The sequence below is a fragment of the Pandoraea pnomenusa genome (assembly GCF_000767615.3).
GTDB lineage: Bacteria > Pseudomonadota > Gammaproteobacteria > Burkholderiales > Burkholderiaceae > Pandoraea > Pandoraea pnomenusa.
On record NZ_CP009553.3, the window covers coordinates 4,004,635 to 4,024,115 of the forward strand.

Annotated in this window: 17 protein-coding genes and 1 pseudogene; 4 read left to right on the forward strand and 14 right to left on the reverse strand. The window is 65.1% G+C overall.

Features of this window, described 5'->3' with window-relative positions:
* Positions 1-134 precede the first annotated feature (134 nt).
* Positions 135-1,067 (reverse strand): electron transfer flavoprotein subunit alpha/FixB family protein, encoded by a 933-nt coding sequence (locus LV28_RS41865; RefSeq protein ID WP_023873462.1) that lies wholly within the window; start codon positions 1,065-1,067, stop codon positions 135-137.
* Between the two features lie 14 nt (positions 1,068-1,081).
* On the reverse strand, positions 1,082-1,831 hold the full coding sequence (locus LV28_RS41870) for an electron transfer flavoprotein subunit beta/FixA family protein (RefSeq protein WP_025249637.1): 750 nt from the start codon (positions 1,829-1,831) through the stop codon (positions 1,082-1,084).
* A 431-nt stretch (positions 1,832-2,262) separates the two neighbouring features.
* Here LV28_RS41870 and LV28_RS41875 point away from each other — a divergent pair, with 431 nt between their 5' ends.
* Together LV28_RS41875 and LV28_RS41880 are read left to right on the forward strand one after the other, a co-directional pair.
* Complete coding sequence (locus LV28_RS41875; protein WP_169834582.1) at positions 2,263-3,195, forward strand: alpha/beta hydrolase; 933 nt, start codon at positions 2,263-2,265, stop codon at positions 3,193-3,195.
* 133 nt (positions 3,196-3,328) lie between these two features.
* Positions 3,329-4,102 carry a ferredoxin--NADP reductase gene (locus tag LV28_RS41880; protein ID WP_023597138.1) on the forward strand — a complete coding sequence of 258 codons (774 nt, stop codon included), beginning with the start codon at positions 3,329-3,331 and terminating at the stop codon, positions 4,100-4,102.
* A gap of 18 nt (positions 4,103-4,120) precedes the next feature.
* On the opposite strand, the gene LV28_RS41885 is transcribed toward LV28_RS41880, so the two are convergent.
* Positions 4,121-4,957 (reverse strand): enoyl-CoA hydratase, encoded by an 837-nt coding sequence (locus tag LV28_RS41885; RefSeq protein ID WP_023597139.1) that lies wholly within the window; start codon positions 4,955-4,957, stop codon positions 4,121-4,123.
* Positions 4,958-5,011: 54 nt separating this feature from the next.
* Positions 5,012-5,935 (reverse strand): histone deacetylase family protein, encoded by a 924-nt coding sequence (locus LV28_RS41890; protein WP_025249639.1) that lies wholly within the window; start codon positions 5,933-5,935, stop codon positions 5,012-5,014.
* 444 nt (positions 5,936-6,379) lie between these two features.
* Here LV28_RS41890 and mltB point away from each other — a divergent pair, with 444 nt between their 5' ends.
* Entirely contained in the window at positions 6,380-7,621 is a 1,242-nt protein-coding gene (gene mltB, locus LV28_RS41895; protein WP_224785305.1) for a lytic murein transglycosylase B, read from the forward strand.
* A gap of 89 nt (positions 7,622-7,710) precedes the next feature.
* Here the strand turns inward: mltB and cysM are convergent, their stop codons facing one another.
* The 10 genes and pseudogenes from cysM to cmk form a co-directional block, all read right to left on the reverse strand.
* The gene (cysM, locus tag LV28_RS41900; protein WP_023597142.1) at positions 7,711-8,613 is read right to left on the reverse strand and encodes a cysteine synthase CysM; all 903 of its coding nucleotides are present in this window, start codon (positions 8,611-8,613) and stop codon (positions 7,711-7,713) included.
* 336 nt (positions 8,614-8,949) lie between these two features.
* Positions 8,950-9,621, reverse strand: a pseudogene (locus LV28_RS41905) (ComEA family DNA-binding protein); the annotation flags it as partial.
* A gap of 198 nt (positions 9,622-9,819) precedes the next feature.
* Entirely contained in the window at positions 9,820-10,824 is a 1,005-nt protein-coding gene (gene rfaD / locus LV28_RS41910) for an ADP-glyceromanno-heptose 6-epimerase (RefSeq protein ID WP_023597144.1), read from the reverse strand.
* Positions 10,821-11,810, reverse strand: a complete 990-nt coding sequence (rfaE1, locus tag LV28_RS41915) for a D-glycero-beta-D-manno-heptose-7-phosphate kinase (protein ID WP_023873457.1) — start codon at positions 11,808-11,810, stop codon at positions 10,821-10,823. The genes rfaD and rfaE1 overlap by 4 nt, the downstream gene beginning before the upstream one ends.
* 17 nt (positions 11,811-11,827) lie before the next feature.
* On the reverse strand, positions 11,828-13,201 hold the full coding sequence (locus LV28_RS41920; RefSeq protein ID WP_023597146.1) for a UDP-glucose dehydrogenase family protein: 1,374 nt from the start codon (positions 13,199-13,201) through the stop codon (positions 11,828-11,830).
* A gap of 21 nt (positions 13,202-13,222) precedes the next feature.
* Positions 13,223-14,398, reverse strand: a complete 1,176-nt coding sequence (gene lapB / locus LV28_RS41925) for a lipopolysaccharide assembly protein LapB (RefSeq protein ID WP_023873456.1) — start codon at positions 14,396-14,398, stop codon at positions 13,223-13,225.
* 48 nt (positions 14,399-14,446) lie between these two features.
* Entirely contained in the window at positions 14,447-14,740 is a 294-nt protein-coding gene (locus LV28_RS41930; RefSeq protein WP_023597148.1) for a LapA family protein, read from the reverse strand.
* A gap of 262 nt (positions 14,741-15,002) precedes the next feature.
* Positions 15,003-15,296, reverse strand: a complete 294-nt coding sequence (locus LV28_RS41935; RefSeq protein WP_017232087.1) for an integration host factor subunit beta — start codon at positions 15,294-15,296, stop codon at positions 15,003-15,005.
* Positions 15,297-15,308: 12 nt separating this feature from the next.
* Positions 15,309-17,012, reverse strand: a complete 1,704-nt coding sequence (rpsA, locus tag LV28_RS41940; RefSeq protein ID WP_023597149.1) for a 30S ribosomal protein S1 — start codon at positions 17,010-17,012, stop codon at positions 15,309-15,311.
* A 112-nt stretch (positions 17,013-17,124) separates the two neighbouring features.
* Positions 17,125-17,820 carry a (d)CMP kinase gene (cmk, locus tag LV28_RS41945; protein ID WP_023597150.1) on the reverse strand — a complete coding sequence of 232 codons (696 nt, stop codon included), beginning with the start codon at positions 17,818-17,820 and terminating at the stop codon, positions 17,125-17,127.
* A gap of 111 nt (positions 17,821-17,931) precedes the next feature.
* Here cmk and LV28_RS41950 point away from each other — a divergent pair, with 111 nt between their 5' ends.
* A complete protein-coding gene (locus tag LV28_RS41950) occupies positions 17,932-19,257 on the forward strand; it encodes an Nramp family divalent metal transporter (RefSeq protein WP_048806551.1) in 1,326 nt (441 codons plus the stop codon).
* Positions 19,258-19,481 lie beyond the last annotated feature (224 nt).

A 19,481-nucleotide genomic window follows, 5' to 3' on the forward strand; every position in this document is an offset into this window, starting at 1 on the left:
GACCGATTCGCATGAAGACGCTCCGACGTGACCGCCACGCCTCTTCATGCGGATCGGTTGCGGGGCCGGCGCCGGCTCGAATGCTCATGCCGAGGCCAGCCCCGCAACGTCACGACTTCACTACCCTCACCGGCTTACAGCGCGCCCGTGAGCTCCGGCACCACCGTGAACAGGTCGCCCACCAGGCCGTAGTCCGCCACCGAGAAAATCGGCGCCTCCGGATCCTTGTTGATCGCCACGATCACCTTCGAATCCTTCATCCCGGCCAAATGCTGGATCGCACCCGAGATACCCACCGCGACATACAGTTGCGGCGCCACGATCTTGCCCGTCTGGCCCACCTGGTAGTCGTTCGGCACGTAACCGGCATCCACCGCCGCGCGCGACGCGCCCAGCGCCGCACCCAGCTTGTCCGCCAGCGGCTCGAGCACCTTCGTGTAGTTCTCGCCACTGCCCAGCCCACGCCCGCCCGAGACGATGATCTTCGCGCTCGTGAGCTCCGGACGGTCCAGCTTCGTCACTTCCCGCCCAACGAACTGCGACACGCCCGCGTCCGGCGTCGCCGCCACCGACTCCACCGCCGCGCTGCCTCCCGTGGCCGACACCGCGTCGAAGCCCGTCGAGCGCACCGTGATCACCTTCACCTTGTCCGCGCTTTGCACCGTCGCAATCGCGTTGCCCGCGTAGATCGGGCGCTCGAACGTGTCCGCACTGTCGACCTTCGTGATGTCCGAGATCTGCGCCACATCCAGCAGGGCCGCCACGCGCGGCGCAATGTTCTTCCCGTACGCCGTCGCCGGCGCCAGGATGTGCGTATACCCGCCCGCGATCGACACCACCTCGTCGGCAATGTTCTCCGCCAGGCCGTCGCCGAAATACGCCGCCTCGGCCAGCAACACCTTCTTCACGCCCGCGATCTGCGCCGCGGCGTCTGCCGCCGCCTTCGCGTTGTTGCCCGCCACCAGCACGTGCACGTCCTCGCCGCATTGCAGCGCCGCCGCCACCGTGTTGAGCGTGGCCGCCTTGATCGACTGGTTGTCGTGTTCCGCAATTACCAGAATGCTCATCTCGTCGTCTCCCCTCAGATGACCTTCGCTTCGCTCTTGAGCTTCTCGACGAGCGCTGCCACGTCCGCCACCTTCACACCCGCGCTGCGCTTGGGCGGCTCGGCCACCTTCAGCGTCTTCAGCCGCGGCGTCACATCCACGCCCAGATCCGCCGGCTTGACCGTCTCCAGCGGCTTCTTCTTCGCCTTCATGATGTTGGGCAACGTCACGTAACGCGGCTCGTTCAGGCGCAGGTCCGTCGTGATCACCGCCGGCAGCGACAGCGACACCGTCTCCAGACCCCCATCCACTTCACGCGTGACTTGCGCGCGGTTGTCCGCCACCGTCACCTTCGAGGCGAACGTCGCCTGCGGCAACCTGGCCAGCGCCGCGAGCATCTGCCCGGTCTGGTTCGAATCGTCGTCGATCGCCTGCTTGCCCAGGATCACCAGCTGCGGCTGCTCCTTGTCCACCACCGCCTTGAGCAACTTCGCCACCGCCAGCGGCTGAAGTTCGTCGTCCGACTCGATCAGGATTGCGCGGTCCGCGCCGATCGCCAGCGCCGTGCGCAGCGTCTCCTGCGATTGCGACACCCCCGCCGACACCGCGATCACTTCCGTCGCCACGCCCGCTTCCTTCAGACGCACCGCCTCTTCCACCGCGATTTCGTCGAACGGATTCATCGACATCTTCACGTTCGCAATGTCGACGCCACTGCCGTCGCTCTTCACGCGAACCTTTACGTTGTAATCCACTACCCGTTTGACCGGTACCAGGATCTTCATGTGAACTCGCTCCAAGTTTACGTTTACGTCAATCCGCTGCCATTATAACCACACGATGCACGACGCATTTATTGCGAATTTGAGGCATTTTGTGGCACGAGTCATGACGGCGCATTCCGATGTCTTCCCGACTTGCCGAGCCTGACGGGTCTTCGCGATAGTGGCGTCCGCCCTCGGCGGACGAGCGCTCCCCGACGTCGCCCCGGCCCCGAACGATCGTGCTATTTTTATGCAAATCGTGACGCACAGCCAGTGCCGGCGTGGTGCATTTCCTCTAGAGAAAACACCCCGCCGCGCGCACGTCTATGATCGAATGGCGCACCCGATCATCGCCACGCCGGCGTCGGGCCGCTGCGGTCGTAGTCGACGTCACGACGTCACGGCGTCCGGGCGACGGCGGCCACGCCAGCGCGTCAGGAGGAGACATGACCATGCCGAATTCGACGGTTTCGTATCAGGAATCGCGGCTGCAGGCCAGTGACGGCCTTATGTTGCACATGCACACGTGGCGGCCCGCCGACACCCACGCGCCGCTGCGCGCCGTCGTCGCCATCGTGCACGGCATGGGCGAACATGGCGCCCGCTATGCGTCGCTGGCCGAACACTTCGCGTCGTTGGGCATCGCCACGGTCGCGTACGATCTGCGCGGACACGGCCGCTCCGGCGGCAGCCGCCTCTTCGTCAAGCAATTCGACGAATATCTCGACGACACCGAGATATTTCTCACCCAGGTGCGCACGACCTTCGGCCCGACCCCGCTCTTTCTGCTCGGCCACAGCATGGGGGGCGCGATCGCGGCGTTGTACGCGATTACGCGCGCGCCGGCGAACGTACGCGGTCTGATGCTGAGCAGCCCGGCGCTCGGCCCCGGCGAGCCGGTGGCGCCATGGATGATGGCCGCAGGCCGATGGGTGTCGCGCTGGCTGCCGAAAGTGCCCGTCTTCAAGGTCGATCCGGCGCTCATCTCGCGCGACAAGCGCGTCGTCGAGGCCGCCAGGCAGGACCCGCTCAACGCCTATCGCGGCACCCCGGCGCGCACCGCCGCCGAACTGCTCGACGCAATGGCGCGCATCCATGCCAACGCCGACGCCCTGCAATTGCCGCTCTACGTGTTTCACGGCACCGCCGACCGGCTCACCGCCCCCTGGGCGAGCGAGCAGTTTCACGGCAATGCCGGCTCGAAAGACAAGACGCTGCGCCTCTATCCCGGGGGCTTTCACGAAACGCTCAACGACCTCGACAGACAAACGGTCATCGACGAGTTGACGCAGTGGCTGCTACGTCATCTGCCCGATGCACCATCGACGGCAGCCGCGCCGTCAGTGCCCCGGCAGGCCGCGTTGGGCGCCCACGGCAACGGCTGAACGCGACGGGGCGGGGCGGGGCGGGACGCGACGCCGGCCGCCCTCGGAACCCAGCATGCGAGGAGGGTCTCGCCGCGTCGTATCGCGCAGCGCGTTACACTGAAGCGGTGTGGAATCGCGAGGAGCCCCCGGCATGCAATCGCAGACGAAGTACTCGCCGCAAACGGTCACCGGCATGCATTTCTGGACGCCGACGATCTTCAGCATCAAGACGACGCGCCCCGCCGGCCTGACCTTCACGCCGGGCCAGTTCGTGCGACTGGGACTGCCGGGCGACGACGGACAGCTGATCTGGCGAGCGTTCTCCTTCGTGAATTCGCCCGCGGAAGATACATTGGAGTTCTATGCAATTACGGTACCAGGCGGGCAACTCTCGCCGCGCCTGTCGCAACTCGAGGTCGGCGATGAGCTCTTCGTCGATCACACCGCCTATGGCTTTCTGACACTGGATCGTTTCACGGGGGGCGACGATCTCTGGCTGCTCGCCACGGGCACCGGCCTCGCACCGTTCGTATCGATCCTGCGAGACCCCACCGTGTGGCAGCGTTTCGAGCGCATCTTCCTCGTGCACAGCGTGCGATGGGAGCGAGACCTCGCCTACTACGAGGAACTGAAGCATTTCTCGCATCCCGACGTCGATCCGTCGCTCGTGAGCAAGCTGCATTTCGCCGTCAGCGTCACGCGCGAGCAAACGCCCGGTGCGCTGTCGGGGCGCATCACGTCATTGCTGGACTCGGGGGAACTGGAAAAGGCGATGGGGGCGACGCTCGACCCGGCCACGTCGCGCATCATGGTGTGCGGCAACCCGGACATGATCAAGGAATTGCGCGCCTGGTTCACACAACGCGGCTACGCCGTGAGCCGTACCGCCACGCCCGGGCCGCTTGTGCTCGAAAAGCAGTGGTGACGCGCGGGCGCCAATGTCTCAGGCCGTCGGCGGCTTTGCCCAATCGGGCGGGCGTTTCTCGATGAATGCCTGCACGCCTTCGAGCGCGCACGCGTCCATCATGTTGCATGCCATCGTTTGCCCGGCCATCTGATACGCGGCTTCGATACCGGTTTCGACTTGCCGGTAGAACAGCCCCTTGCCCGCCGCCACCGCAGCCGCGGGCTTGGCGAGAATCGAGCGGCACAGCGCCGCGACTTCCGCATCGAGCCGCTCCACGGCCACCACGCGATTGACCAGCCCCCGCTCGCGTGCCGTTTGCGCGTCGATGAAGTCGCCGGTGAGCAGCATCTCCATGGCCTGCTTGCGAGAGAGGTTGCGCGAAAGCGCCACGCCCGGCGTCGCGCAGAACAGACCGACATTGATGCCGGAAACGGCGAACCGCGCCACCGAGGTGGCAACCGCCAGATCGCACATCGCCACCAATTGACAGCCCGCGGCGGTCGCGATGCCGTGCACACGTGCGATGACCGGTTGCGGCATGCGCTGCATCGTCAGCATCACGCGGGTGCACTGATTGAACAGTTTGCGGTAGTAGTCGAGCGACGGCTCGGCGCGCATTTCCTTGAGATCGTGTCCCGCGCAGAACGCGGCGCCCGCGGCGCCTAGCACCACCACGCGCGCGCTCGCGTCGCTCGCCACCACGTCGAGGGCGCGCCCGAGCGCATCAAGCATCGCTTCGGACAACGCATTGAACTGACGCGGTCGATTGAGCGTGAGCGTCACCACGCCGGCCAGGTCACCCTCGCCGCGCGTCACAAGTACGAGAGGCTCGGGCGTCGCCGAGAGGTCCGCCGAGAGTTCGGTTGCCGTCATGGTTGTCTCCTGTGCCGTGTGCGCGCGGCCGCGAAGGGTTGCCGCCGCGAGCTCTCAGACGTCGGCGAGCACCTTCAGATGCGCAACGACGCTGCGCCCGAGCGCCGAGAGGTTGTAGCCGCCTTCGAGGCAGCTCACGATGCGCCCCTTCGCATGACGGTCGGCAACGGCCTTCACCCGCTCCGTGATCCAGGTGAAGTCGGCTTCGGTCAAACCCAGCCCGCCGAGATCGTCTTCGCGGTGCGCGTCGAATCCCGCCGAAATGAAGACCATTTCCGGGCGGAACGCGTCAAGTTGCCCCAGCCAGCCAAAGTCGATCGCTTCGCGCGCCTGCATGCCGGAAGAGCGCGCGGCAAGCGGGATGTTAAGCATGTTCGGCGCCGGATCAAGCGCGCCGGAGAACGGATAGAACGGATGCTGGAAGATGCCGCACATCAGCACGCGCTCGTCGTTGGCGAACGCCGCTTCCGTGCCGTTGCCGTGGTGCACGTCGAAATCGATGATCGCCACGCGCGAAAGCCCATGCACTTCGAGCGCGTGCGCGGCGGCGATCGCCACGTTGTTGAACAGGCAGAACCCCATGGCCCGCGTCGGCGTGGCATGGTGCCCCGGCGGACGCACGCTGCAGAACGCATTGTCGAGTTCGCCGCGAATGACGGCATCGGTCGCCGCGACGGCCGCGCCCGCCGCGCGTGTGGCAGCACGCCACGAATACGGATTGAGCAGCGTGTCGGGGTCGATCGGGAAATAGCCCGACTCGGGAATGTTGTCGCGAATGAAGTCGATGTGATCCTGCGTGTGCACGAGCCGCAGGCTGGCCTCGTCGGCCGCCGGCGCTTCTCGGCGTTCGAGCAGGCCGTCGATGCGCCCGGCGATCAACTGGTCCTCGATGGCGCGCAGTCGTTCGGGGCATTCGGGATGCCACTCGCCCATTTCGTGACGGACGCAATCGGGATGCGTATAAAACCCGGTAGCCATGCCTTGTGTCGCCTATCGCTTCGAATCGTTATCGTGAGACGGGCGGGGAATGCCCGCCGCGCCGTGGTGTCGCAAGTCCGGTAGCGGCCGGACGCAGCCCCCTGGCAAGCGCGGCGCGCAAGCATGAAACATCACTCGCACACGCTTGCCGATGGCCGGCATTCCCCATGAGCACTGTCACCGACAGCGCACAGGCCTTAAGGTATCACAGGTGCACTCGGTTATACTGCCAAGCAGTCTCCCAGCAGACCCGTGTCAGCCGGCAACGGCCGTTCTCCCGAAATTCGGGACGGCAGTAACTGGCATGAATGGTCGATGCCCTTGTCAAAACCGCGCGTCACGCGACATCGATGCGCACCGATCCCGGCATCGACGCGACTAACGCGGCGACCATCGTTCCCCGGCGGCGCCGCATTCGGACTTCATACAGGCCTGACAGACAGCATGACATCACCGGTACGGATGTACGATTCACTCTCGCCGGCGCGCTCGCGCCTCGCACCTCGACCGGAAATGGCCGGCAACCCCTGCCGCGCGACCGACGCCCCTGGCTCGCCCCGGCACTCAACACGCGCTGCGTTCTCGCGTACTGCACGCACCTTCGGCGTCGTCCTGTCGCTGTGCCTCGGCACGTTCGCGCTCACGACGACCGCCGCGCATGCGCAGACACGCGGCAAGCAGGTTGCGCAGACCGAGTTCGAGGAGGAAGTCGTGCCGCAGCGCTACGCGGCCAATCCCGAAGTCGACGCGTTCATCAACGACATCGTGGCGCGTGACGGCTTCGATCGCGCCGAGTTGCAGCGCGTGTTCTCACGCGTGGTCTTCTCGCAAACGGCCGCTCGCCTGGCCGCGCCGCCCGCCACGCCCGGCCAGAAAAACTGGACCCGCTACGAGAAGAATTTCCTCGACAACACGCGCATCAATGGCGGCGTGCGCTTCTGGAATCAGAATGCGGCCGCGCTGTCGCGAGCGGCCCAGCAATTCGGCGTGCCCGAGGAAATCATCGTCGCCATCATCGGCGTCGAGACGATCTACGGGCGCCACATGGGCAACTTCCGCACCATCGACGCGCTCACTACGCTCGCGTTCGACTACCCGCCCGCGCGCAACCGATCCGAGCGCATGGCGCTGTTCCGCACCGAGCTGGAGAACCTGCTGCTGTACGCCCGCGAGCGCGGCGTCGACCCCTTCAGCATCTACGGCTCATATGCGGGCGCCATCGGCATTCCGCAGTTCATGCCCTCGTCGATTCGCAACTACGCCGTCGACTTCTCGGGCGACGGCAAGATCAATCTGACGACCGACGTGGCGGACGCCATCGGCAGCGTTGCGAACTTCCTCAAGCAACATGGCTGGCAGGCCGGTCAACCTGTCGTCTGGAATATCGCCAATGATCGGGGCAGCCAGGGGTTGGCCGAGGCCGGCGCGGACGGACAACCGGAGCCGCACTGGAAACTCGGCGACTTCATCAAGGCAGGCATGCTGATGAATGAGCCACGGCTCGACGTGGGGGCGAAGCTCGACACGCCGGTGCTCATCGTCGACCTGCCGACGCCGGGCCAGCCGACGCAATATCGCATGGGCCTGAACAACTTCTACGTGCTCACGCGTTACAACCGGAGCTTCTTCTACGCGATGTCGGTGTACGACCTCGCCGACGCGATCAAGGCGGCACGCGCCCCCTGAGAACGGCGTTGGCCGGAAAACAAAACGGGACCCTCGGGTCCCGTTTTTCGTGACGCGGCGCAGGCACCGCACCGGCATCGTCCCCCACATCACGCGGGGAACACCCCCGTCGACAGATAGCGGTCGCCGCGATCGCAGACCACGAACACGATGGTCGCGTTCTCGACCTCGTGCGCCAGATTCAACGCGATCTGGCAGGCGCCGGCGGCCGAAATGCCGCAGAAGATCCCCTCTTCCGCCGCGAGGCGCCGCGCCATGATTTCGGCTTCCGCCTGCGTGACGGACACGGTGCGATCCACGCGAGCGCGATCGAAAATCTTCGGCAGATAGGCTTCCGGCCACTTGCGGATGCCGGGAATGCGGGAGCCTTCCGCCGGCTCCGCGCCGATGATCTGCACGGCGTCGCTCTGCTCCTTCAGGTATTGCGACACGCCCATGATGGTGCCCGTCGTGCCCATCGCGGAGACGAAGTGCGTGATGCGGCCTTCGGTGTCGCGCCAGATTTCCGGGCCCGTCGTCTCGTAATGCGCCAGCGGATTGTCGGGATTGGCGAACTGGTCGAGGATGATGCCGCGCCCGTCGCGCTGCATCTGCTCGGCGAGGTCACGCGCATATTCCATGCCCCCCTTGACCGGCGTGAGGATGATCTGGGCGCCATAAGCCCCCATGCTCTGACGGCGCTCGATGGACAGGTCCTCCGGCATGATGAGGATCATCTTGTAGCCGCGAATGGCCGCGGCCATGGCCAGCGCAATGCCTGTGTTGCCCGAGGTCGCTTCGATGAGCGTGTCGCCCGGCTTGATGCGTCCGCGCAATTCGGCGTGCTTGATCATCGACAGCGCCGGGCGGTCCTTCACCGAACCCGCCGGGTTATTGCCCTCGAGCTTTCCGAGAATCACGTTGTTGCGGCGGCGGATTTCGTCGTCGGGCAAACGCACCAATTGCACCAGCGGCGTATTGCCGATGGTGTCTTCGATAGTCTTGTAGGCCATTGCGCTAAGCTTTTTCGGTCGGGAATCGAAGCATTCTAATCCACCGGCCATGACCGCGCTCGTAGCGAGGTGACGGCCGGGCGCCGCAAGTGCGACCGCCCGGCGCCCCGACGGGCCTCAGACCTTCGGCGCACTCGCGGCCGACGGCGCTTTCTCCTTCTTCGATTTCGACGACTTCGCCGGCGCCGCACCGGTCGCCGTCGGCGCGGATCCCGCCGATGCCGCGGCCTTGTCCGTCTTGTCCGTCTTGTCCGTCTTGTCCGTCTTGTCCGTCTTGGACTTCTTCGACTTCGGGCCACCGGCCGGTGCCGCAGGCGATGCGGGTGCGGCTGCAGGCGCGGACGCGGCACCTGGCGCGACACGCTCGGCCTTGTCGGCCCTGGACTTCTTCGATTTGCCACCCTTCGCATCGGCGGCGGCAGGTCCCGACGCGGCGCCCGGCAAGGCCGTTGCGCCCGGGGACGCCGGCTTGGCCGTCGAACCGGCGGCGGGCACCGGCGTGGGCGTATGCTGGGTGGCGCTCGGCGGCATTGCGGGCGTGGCGGGCGTGGCGGCAGGCGTGGCCGGCTTGCCCGGCGCTGCCGGGGTCTGCTGCATGGCTGGCGGCGCCGGACGGCCCGTCGTGGCAGGGACCTGAGCGGCAGGCGCCGTCGCCGCAGGGGGCTTCGTCGCGGGGACCGGCGCGGCAGGTGCCGTCGTCGCAGGGGTCTTCGCCGCAGGGGCCGGTACGGCAGGCGCCGCGCCCTGACCATTGATCGTCATGCCTTCGCTCTGGAGCGTGGCGACGGACTTGGTGCCGAGGCCCTTCACGCGCCTGGCGACGTCGGCGGCATCCTTATACGGCCCGTGGGCATTGCGTTCGTCGATGATGGCTTTGGACTTGACCGGTCCGATGCCCTTGAGCGATTCGAGTTGCGCCTGATCGGCGGTATTGATGTCGACAGCGGCCATGGCCAGGCCGCAGAGGGTGAAAAAGGTAACCACCGCCAGCAAGAGTTTGCGAAGCATGATGTATTCCCTGTAAGGTCACTCGGGACAATATCCCCACCTCGGGACACCCCCGATACTCCCTTAACGCCCGAGACTGCGTACGGATGACATATCCCGGCGCGCCAAACGAAACGGGGAGCCATGCGGCTCCCCGTCGAGACTTCGGTCCCGCCATCACCAGGGATGGCATCGGGCCCGTGCCTGTTGGACTGTGGCCTATTGGGCCAACAGCCAGCGCACGTAGCGCGAGACGCCCTCACCGACCGTATAGAACGGCTGCTGATACCCACCCGCCTGGCGCAGATGCTCGACGCTCGCCTGGGTGAAGCACTGATACTTGCCACGCAGCGCGTCGGGGAACGGGATGTACTCGACGAGCCCCTGTCGCACCATCTCGTCAAGCGAGAGCGGCGCCTCGCCGGCCTCTTCGCGCAACGTGTTGATCACGGCGACCGCAATGTCATTGAACGGCTGCGCGCGGCCCGTGCCGAGGTTGAAGATGCCGCTTCGCTCGGGATGATCGAAGAAGTGCAGATTCACCTTGACCACGTCCTCGACGGACACGAAGTCGCGACTTTGCGTGCCCGCCGCATAGCCGTTGTACTCGCCAAAGAGCTTCACGCGGCCGTTGGCGCGGAACTCGTTGAAGTTGTGGAACGCCACCGAGGCCATGCGCCCCTTGTGCGCTTCGCGCGGGCCGTACACGTTGAAGTAGCGAAACCCCGCCACCTGGCTCGGCAGCTTGCCACCCGCCTCGCGCATGGCGCGACGCACGATCTGGTCGAAGAGGAATTTCGAGTACCCGTAGACGTTGAGGGGCTTCTCGTACTCGCGCGATTCCACGAACGTTTCCGAGGCGCCGTACGTCGCCGCGGAAGACGCGTAGAGGAACGGCACCGTCTGCGTCTGGCACGCCTCGAACAACGCGCGCGTGTAGCGGAAGTTGTTCTCCATCATGTAGCGGCCGTCGGTCTCCATCGTGTCGGAGCAGGCGCCTTCATGGAAAATCGCGCGCACGCGACCGAACTCGCGGCGCTGGAAACGCGCGACGAAATCGGTCTTGTCGAGGTAGTCGCTGATTTCGCAATCGACCAGATTGCGGAATTTGTCGGCGCGTGTGAGGTTGTCGACCGCCACGATGTCGGTCTCGCCGCGCTCGTTGAGGGCTTTGACGAGGTTCGCGCCGATGAAACCGGCGGCGCCGGTGACGATGATGGTCATGTCAGATCGGAAAAGAGTTCGGTGTAATCCACGGTCGCGGTGCCCAGCTTGCCCACGACGATACTGCCCGCGCGATTGGCGAGCACCACCGCCTGCGCAAGCGGCAGACCGGCGGCGAGCGAGGCGGCGAGCGTGGCAATCACGGTGTCGCCCGCGCCCGACACATCATACACTTCGCGTGCCTGGGCCGGGACGTGCAGCGCACCGTTCTGGGTGAAGAGCGTCATGCCCTCTTCCGAACGCGTGAGCAACAACGCTTCGAGCCCCAGCGATTCGCGCAGATTCTGCGCGCGAACCGTCAAATCGTCTTCCGAATGCCATTCGCCCACGACCTGCTGCAATTCGGAGCGGTTCGGCGTGAGGATGGTGGCACCCCGATAACGCTCGTAATCGCTGCCCTTCGGATCGACGAGCACGGGCTTGCCCGCCTTGCGCGCCGCTTCGATCATCGGCTGGACATGCGTCAGGCCGCCCTTCGCATAATCGGAGAGCAACACGACGTCATAGTTCGCCAGCAACTGGCGATACTGATCGAGCACGGCGAGCAGCACTTCGCGCGCCGGCTGATTCTCGAAGTCGATGCGCAGCAATTGCTGTTGACGCGACACGATGCGCAGCTTGATCGTGGTCGACAGATCCGCATCGCGCGTGACGAACGCCGTCACGCCGCTCGCGTCGAGCAGATCGACCACCCGCTCGCCGGGCTCGTCCTCGCCGAGCACGCACAGCAGCCCGGCCTGCGCCCCCAGCGACGTGGCGTTGAGCGCCACGTTCGCCGCGCCGCCCAGACGTTCCTCGTTGCGCTTGACGTGCACCACGGGCACCGGCGCCTCCGGCGAAATGCGATTGACGTCGCCGAACCAATAGCGATCGAGCATCACGTCGCCGACGATCAGCACGCGCGCGCGGTGGAACGCCTCACGCGACACCGTGGGCACGCCGGGCGCCTGCACCGTGCGAGAAAGCGAAGTTGCCGTCAAAGTCATTCGTCGATCCTCGCGATTCAGACGGTGTCGTGCTGGCCGCGGCCGATGCCGTGGTACTCGATGCCCAGCTCCTGCATGGTCTGCGGCTCGTACAGGTTGCGACCGTCGAAGATCAGCGCAAGCGACAGTGCCGACTTCATCTTGGCGAAGTCCGGGCTGCGGAAGGCCTTCCACTCCGTGACGATCACGAGCGCGTCCGCGCCCGTCAGCGTGTCGTCTTCCGTCGCGCAGAATTCGATGCGGGCGTGTCCGGCCGGATCATCGGCAAAGTCGAGCGCGATCACGCGACGCGCCTCTTCCAGGGCCACCGGATCGTAGGCGCGCACGCGGGCGCCCCGACGCACCAGCTCCGCGATCACACGACGGCTCGGCGCCTCGCGCATGTCGTCGGTGTTCGGCTTGAACGCCAGCCCCCAAAGGGCGAACGTCTTGTCCGACAGATCGTTGCCAAGGCGCGCGACGATCTTGTCGATAAGGACCGCCTTCTGGGTTTCGTTGACCGCCTCGACGGCATTCAGGATGCGCAGCGGCAGACCGTAGTCCTCGGCTGTCCGCACGAGTGCCTGTACGTCCTTCGGGAAGCATGAACCGCCATAGCCGCAGCCGGCATACAGGAAGTGATAACCGATACGCGGGTCAGAGCCGATGCCCTGACGCACGTCCTCGATATCCACGCCCACGCGATCGGCCAGATTCGCGAGCTCGTTCATGAACGAGATCCGCGTCGCCAGCATGGCATTGGCCGCGTACTTGGTGAACTCCGCCGAGCGCACGTCCATGTACAGGGTACGTTCGTGGTTGCGGTTGAACGGCGAGTACAAACGCTTCATCATCGCGCGCGCCTGCTGGCCCTGCGCGTCGTCGTCCACGCCGATCACGATGCGGTCCGGGCGCATGAAATCCTCGACGGCCGCCCCTTCCTTCAGGAACTCGGGATTCGAGACGACCGAGAACGACACGTCCTCGCCGCGCTTGGCAAGTTCGTCGGCGACTGCCGCGCGCACCTTGTCCGCGGTGCCGACCGGCACGGTCGACTTGTCGACGATCACCTTGAAGTTCGTGGCGTAGCGTCCGATGTTGCGCGCCGCCGCAACGACGTATTGCAGATCGGCCGAGCCGTCCTCGTCCGGCGGCGTACCCACCGCGATGAACTGCACGTCGCCGTGCGCGACCGAGGCCTCGACATCCGTCGAGAATTGCAGACGGCCGGCCTTGCGATTGCGTGCGATGATTTCCTGCAGCCCTGGCTCGTGAATCGGCACGCCGCCGTTGTTCAGGATTTCGATCTTGCGCGGATCGACGTCGAGACAGAACACGTCGTTGCCGACGTCTGCCAGACAGGCGCCCGTAACGAGGCCGACGTAACCGGAGCCGATGATGGTGACTTTCATGATTGCGCGAACTTGAGAAAATTAGGAGGCCGCCGGCACGTCGGCACGTCGCGGCGTATACGTCTCCCAGCCGTTACAGCCGGGGCACTGCCAATAGAACAATCGCGCGCGGAAGCCGCACTGGTCGCAGACGTAGCGCGGCAGCGACTTGGTGCGCTGCGTGATGAGCTTGCCCATGAGCTGCAGATCCGACTGCGTGTCGCCATGGGCGGTTGCGGCATGCGCCTCGAGCAGGCGGGCCATGCCCGGCGCGCTCGGCGCCCGGTGCATCTGCTCGCGCATCAGCGCGAGCGCGGCTTCCGGCCCCTCGAGCGCCACCGTCTTCTCGTACACGATCTCGAGCAGATCGTCCGACGGATTCCTGTTGAGCGCGTCGCGCAGTACCGCCAGTCCTTCCGGCGCACGCCCCAGGGCTTCGTAAGCGCGCATCAGGCGCTTGGCCGCCAGCCCCAGATACACCGGGTTCTGCTGCTCGATGGTGCTCAGCACACGCAACGCGCCTTCGGCGTCGCCGGCGGAGAGCAGCATGTCGCCGCGCAGCAGCGGCGCGCGCACATTCGCGGGATTCACGGCGAGGGCGGCGTCGAGCTCCCGCACGACGGCATCCACCTCCTTGCGCTGCAGCGCTTCCTGCGCCAGCTCGCAATGGAACTGCGCGATCTCCTTGCGATACGACACCGCGGGGTCGAGCTCACTGAGGGTTTCGGCCTCGCTCAGCGCCTTGTGCCACTCCTTCTCGATCTGGTAGATGGTGAGCTTGGCGTGCTGTGCCGCCTTCGCAAACGGCCCCGTGTGCAGGCGACCGAAGGCGTCTTCGGCGCGGTCGAGCAGACCGGCCTTGAGGAAGTCGTGACCGAGCTCGTAGAGCGCGTGCTCCTGATCGGCTTGCGGCAGATCGTCGCGAGAGAGCAAATTCTGATGCACGCGAATGGCGCGCTCCGTCTCGCCCCGACGGCGAAACAGGCTGCCCAGCGCGAAGTGCAGTTCCGTCGTCTCGGGATCGAGCTTGGCCACCTCGATGAATGCGTCGATGGCCTTGTCCGGCTGCTCGTTGAGCAGGAAGTTGAGCCCGCGGAAATAGGACGCGGGCAAATTGCGGCTCTCCGAGAGCAGGCTGCGCAGATCCAGGCGCGCGGCTACCCAGCCGCAGCCGAAGATCACGGGGATGGCCAATAGCCACCAGACCTCGAATTCCATGAATGCGTGTTGTCGTTGAAACAGTCGGTGAGGGGGAGTGTCGTCGCCTTAGACCGGGGGCAGCATCGGCGGCTGATCGCTCGCCTCGGGGTCACGTTGCGCACGGGCCAGGTCGCGCCGGGTGCGGCGCAGTTCCAGACGCTGCCGCATCAGGCTCGGCAAGGTGGCGAGCACGCCGATCACGCCGCCCACCACGAAGAACGCCAGGCCGATCATGATGAGCGGTGCCGTCCACGTGTGGCCCAGGAACAGGTTCAACGTGACTTCGCCCGTGTTGGCGAGCGCGAGACACAGCAACACCACGAACACGATGAGACGAATGATCCAAACAATCAGCTTCATGCCGAAAGGCTCCTGCGGCAGGATTGCCGTATGTTTTGCAACTTGAGCGGCTCGCGCACGCCGGATCGGGACCCGCCGTCGCGCCGTGCCGGCACGTGGGCGTATTGTACCGGATGTGCCCCGCGAGGCGTCGTTACTGCATGCCGCTTCGCATTTGCGTCGATTGTGCGCGCGCGGCATCGGCACTCGCGCGCGCCACGAACGCCAGACGCAAAAAAAGCGCCCGAAGGCGCTTTTCTTGCGTAGTAGATCCCAAAGGGCCTTATTGGTCCGACGCCTTGTGATCAACCCGCTCTCGCAACTCCTTGCCGGGCTTGAAGTGCGGCACGAACTTCTCCGGCACCATCACCTTCTCGCCCGACTTCGGGTTGCGGCCGACGCGCGGTGGCCGACGGTTGAGCCCGAAGCTGCCGAATCCGCGGATTTCGATTCGATGACCGCGCGCGAGCGCATCGGCCATCGCGTCGAGAATCGTCTTCACCGCGAAATCGGCGTCCTTGAGCACCAACTGGGGAAACCGCGCCGCCAACTGGTTGACCAATTCAGACTTGGTCATAGGCCTTGGACCTTACTGATTCTGGCTGTCCAGCTTGGCCTTGAGCAGGGCACCCAGGTTCGTGGTGCCGCTCGCTGCCGAGCTATCCGACGACAGCTTGCTCATTGCCTCTTGCTGTTCAGCCGAATCCTTGGCCTTGATCGACAGGTTGATGTTGCGCGACTTGCGATCGATGTTGACGATCATTGCATTGACGGCATCACCTTCCTTGAGCACGTTGCGGGCATCTTCCACACGGTCGTGCGAGATTTCCGAAGCGCGCAGGTAACCTTCGACGTCATCGCCCAGCGACACGACGGCACCCTTCGGATCGACAGCCTTGACGGTACCGTCGACGATCGAGCCCTTGTCGTGGATCGCCACGAAGGTGTTGAACGGATCGCCTTCGAGCTGCTTGATACCCAGCGAGATGCGTTCCTTCTCGACGTCGATGCCCAGAACCACGGCTTCGACTTCGTCGCCCTTCTTGTACTTGCGAACGGCTTCTTCGCCGGCTTCGCTCCACGACAGGTCCGACAGGTGGACCAGGCCGTCGATGCCGCCCGGCAGACCGATGAACACGCCGAAGTCGGTGATCGACTTGATGGCGCCCTTGATCTTGTCGCCCTTCTTGAAGTTGCGCGAGAAGTCATCCCACGGGTTCGGCTTGCATTGCTTCATGCCGAGGCTGATACGACGACGGTCTTCGTCGATCTCGAGCACCATGACTTCGACTTCGTCGCCCAGCTGGACAACCTTGGTCGGCGCAACGTTCTTGTTGGTCCAATCCATTTCCGACACGTGGACCAGGCCTTCGATGCCCGATTCCACTTCGACGAATGCGCCGTAGTCGGTGATGTTGGTGACCTTGCCGAACAGGCGGGTACCTTGCGGGTAACGGCGAGCGATGCCTTCCCACGGATCTTCGCCGAGTTGCTTGACGCCCAGCGAGACGCGGCCCTTCTCCTGATCGAACTTGAGGATCTTGGCGGTGACTTCCTGGCCAACCGACAGGACTTCGCTCGGGTGACGCACACGACGCCATGCGATGTCGGTGATGTGCAGCAGGCCGTCGATGCCGCCGAGGTCAACGAACGCACCGTAGTCGGTGATGTTCTTGACCACGCCCTTGACGATCGCGCCTTCCTTGAGCGTCTCGAGCAGCTTGGCGCGCTCTTCGCCCTGGGTGGCTTCGATCACGGCGCGGCGCGAGAGCACAACGTTGTTGCGCTTGCGGTCGAGCTTGATGACCTTGAATTCGAGGGTCTTGCCTTCGTACGGGGTCGTATCCTTGACCGGACGCGTGTCCACCAGCGAACCCGGCAGGAATGCGCGGATGCCGTTGACCATCACGGTCAGGCCGCCCTTGACCTTGCCGGTGATCGTACCGGTCACGAGGTCGCCCGATTCGAGGGCCTTTTCCAGTTGCAGCCACGAGGCCAGACGCTTGGCCTTGTCGCGCGACAGCACGGTGTCGCCGTAGCCGTTTTCCAGGGCGTCGATCGCCACGGAAACGAAATCGCCGGCCTGAACTTCGACCTCGCCCTGATCATTCAGGAATTCTTCGATGGGGATGTACGCTTCGGACTTGAGGCCGGCGTTGACGACCACGAAGTTGTGGTCAACCCGAACGACTTCTGCGCTGATGACTTCACCAGCACGCATGTCTTGACGGGAGAGCGACTCTTCGAAAAGCGCCGCGAAAGATTCGTTGGTCGAGGTTTGCAGGTCGGACATAAAAGTGGATTACGCCGCTGACGTCCGTCGCCCGAGGGGGTTGACGCTAACGTACAACGGTTGGGTTAAAGGTTAAACAAAGCCGGGCCGGATGACTGCATGAAACATCCGGTCAAGCGCCTTGCGGGTACTGCACCTGCGCGAACCATTCGAGCACCTGAGCCACCGCCTGATCGACGTTGAGCTCCGACGTGTCGAGCACCCGCGCACCCTCTGCCGGTCGCAACGGCGCCTCTGCACGGGTACGATCCCGCGCGTCACGCGCCTCAAGATCCAGCATGAGACTGTCTATGTTAGCAGAAAATCCTTTTTCTATCAATTGCTTATACCGCCTCTCGGCACGAGCCTGCGGGGTGGCCGTCAAAAACACCTTCAACTCGGCCTCCGGGAAGATCACCGTCCCCATGTCGCGGCCGTCCGCCACCAGCCCCGGCGCGGTCTTGAATCCCCGCTGGAGCGCCGTGAGCGCCTGGCGAACCGCCTTGTGCACGGCAATGCCCGACGCCCGGTTGCCGATCGCCTCGGCACGGATGGCATCGGTCACATCTTCGCCCGCCAGCCAGATTCGCTCGTCCTTGAACCGCACGTCGAGCGTCTCGGCCAGCACTGTCAGCGCCCCTACGTCGTCCGTGTCGATGCCGTGACGCGCGCTCGCCAGCGCGGTGAGCCGATACAGGGCGCCGCTGTCGAGGTAGTGAAAGCCCAGCGCATCCGCCACACGGTGTGCCACCGTGCCCTTGCCGGATGCCGTCGGGCCATCCACCGTAATGACCGGAATCGAATCGTCCACCACCGTCAAATCAGGCATCCCTTCGTCTCTGTCTATCCAACACATTGAAAAATAAAACCACACACTCAAATGATAATGATTATCATTTAAATAAAGGCGCTATGGGCGCCGCTCGGATCGGTGACCGCCATGCAAAGCCGCGATTATCCCTTACTCAATCCCGAATGGGGGCCGCCGCCCGACCCTCGGAACCGCACGCCGCGTCGCCCGCAGCGATGGATGGGATTCGCCGGGGCGGGCACGCTCATCGCCGTAGGCTATATGGATCCGGGCAATTGGGCCACGGCCATTGCCGGGGGTGCCCGATACGGGTACACGCTGCTGAGCGTCGTACTGCTCTCGAGCGTGATGGCATTGTTGCTTCAGTGGCTCGCGGCGCGCGTCGGATTGGTCACCGGGCGCGATCTCGCGCAACTCTCACGTAGCCAGTATAGCCGCCGGACTTCGCTGGCGTTATGGGGGCTGTGCGAGACGGCGATCATCGCATGCGATCTCGCCGAGATCGTTGGCAGCGCGGTCGCCCTGCAACTGCTGTTCGGCGTGTCTCTGCCGATCGGCGTCGTGGTGGCGGGCGCCCTGGCCTTCGCCATGCTCGGCCTGCAAGGTTTCGGACAACACCGCCTCGAAGGCGCCGTCGCTGCGCTGATTCTGCTCACTGCGGGATGCTTCGTCGCCCAGTTGTCGCTGGCCCACCCTGACTGGCGTGCCGCCGCACACGGCCTGCGACCGCGCGCCGAGATCGTCGCGCAGGCGGGGATGCTTTGGCTGGCCACGGGCATCCTCGGCGCCACGGTTATGCCTCACAACCTCTATCTGCACTCGGCCTTGCTGCGCATGCGAGGTGAGGCCTTGCCCGAGCGGACTCGTCCGGCCCTCGCGCGTGCATTGCGCACCACACACTGGGACACCACGCTCTCGCTTGGCTTCGCGTTCCTCGTCAACGCCGCCCTGCTGATTCTGGCTGCCGCTGCCTTCCATGCCAGCGGCAACACGTCGGTGGAGTCGTTGGGCGACGCCCACAAACTCCTCGCGCCCCTGCTAGGCAACCAGTGGGCGGGTGCCATGTTCGCCGTTGCGTTGCTCGCATGCGGCCTGAACTCGACGGTGACGGCAACGCTGGCCGGGCAGGTCACGATGGAGGGTTTTCTGAATCTGCGAATGAAGCCGTGGCAACGCGCGCTCATCACCCGCGCGCTCGCCCTGGTGCCGGCGCTGCTCATCGTCGGGCATGGCGGCGAGGCGAGAACCACGGCTTTGCTGGTCTTCAGCCAGGTGGTGCTGAGCCTACAGCTGCCGTTCGCGGTGATACCACTCGTGCGGTTTGCGGGGGACGCGACGTTGATGGGGGAATGGCGCGTTCGCGGTGCGCTGTCGATCGCCGCGTGGGGCATCGCAAGTGCGATCGTCGTACTCAACGGCCTGTTGCTTTGGCAGACGCTGACGGGTCAGGGCTAATATGGCCCCGCTCGCCCGCGCGGTTTGCGCCGAATCACGCCCAACCACGCCCAATCACGCCCGATCAGACCGAATCGCCACGCATCACGAAGCACCGCGACGAACCGGATCAAACCGCGGCGCGGCCGCGCGCCGCCGGGCGGCGCCCGGATGTCGGGAGCCTCGCGGGAGGCCTCCGGACGCGGCGCGTTTGTGGCGCGTTTGTGGCGCGCTTGCGACCCGAT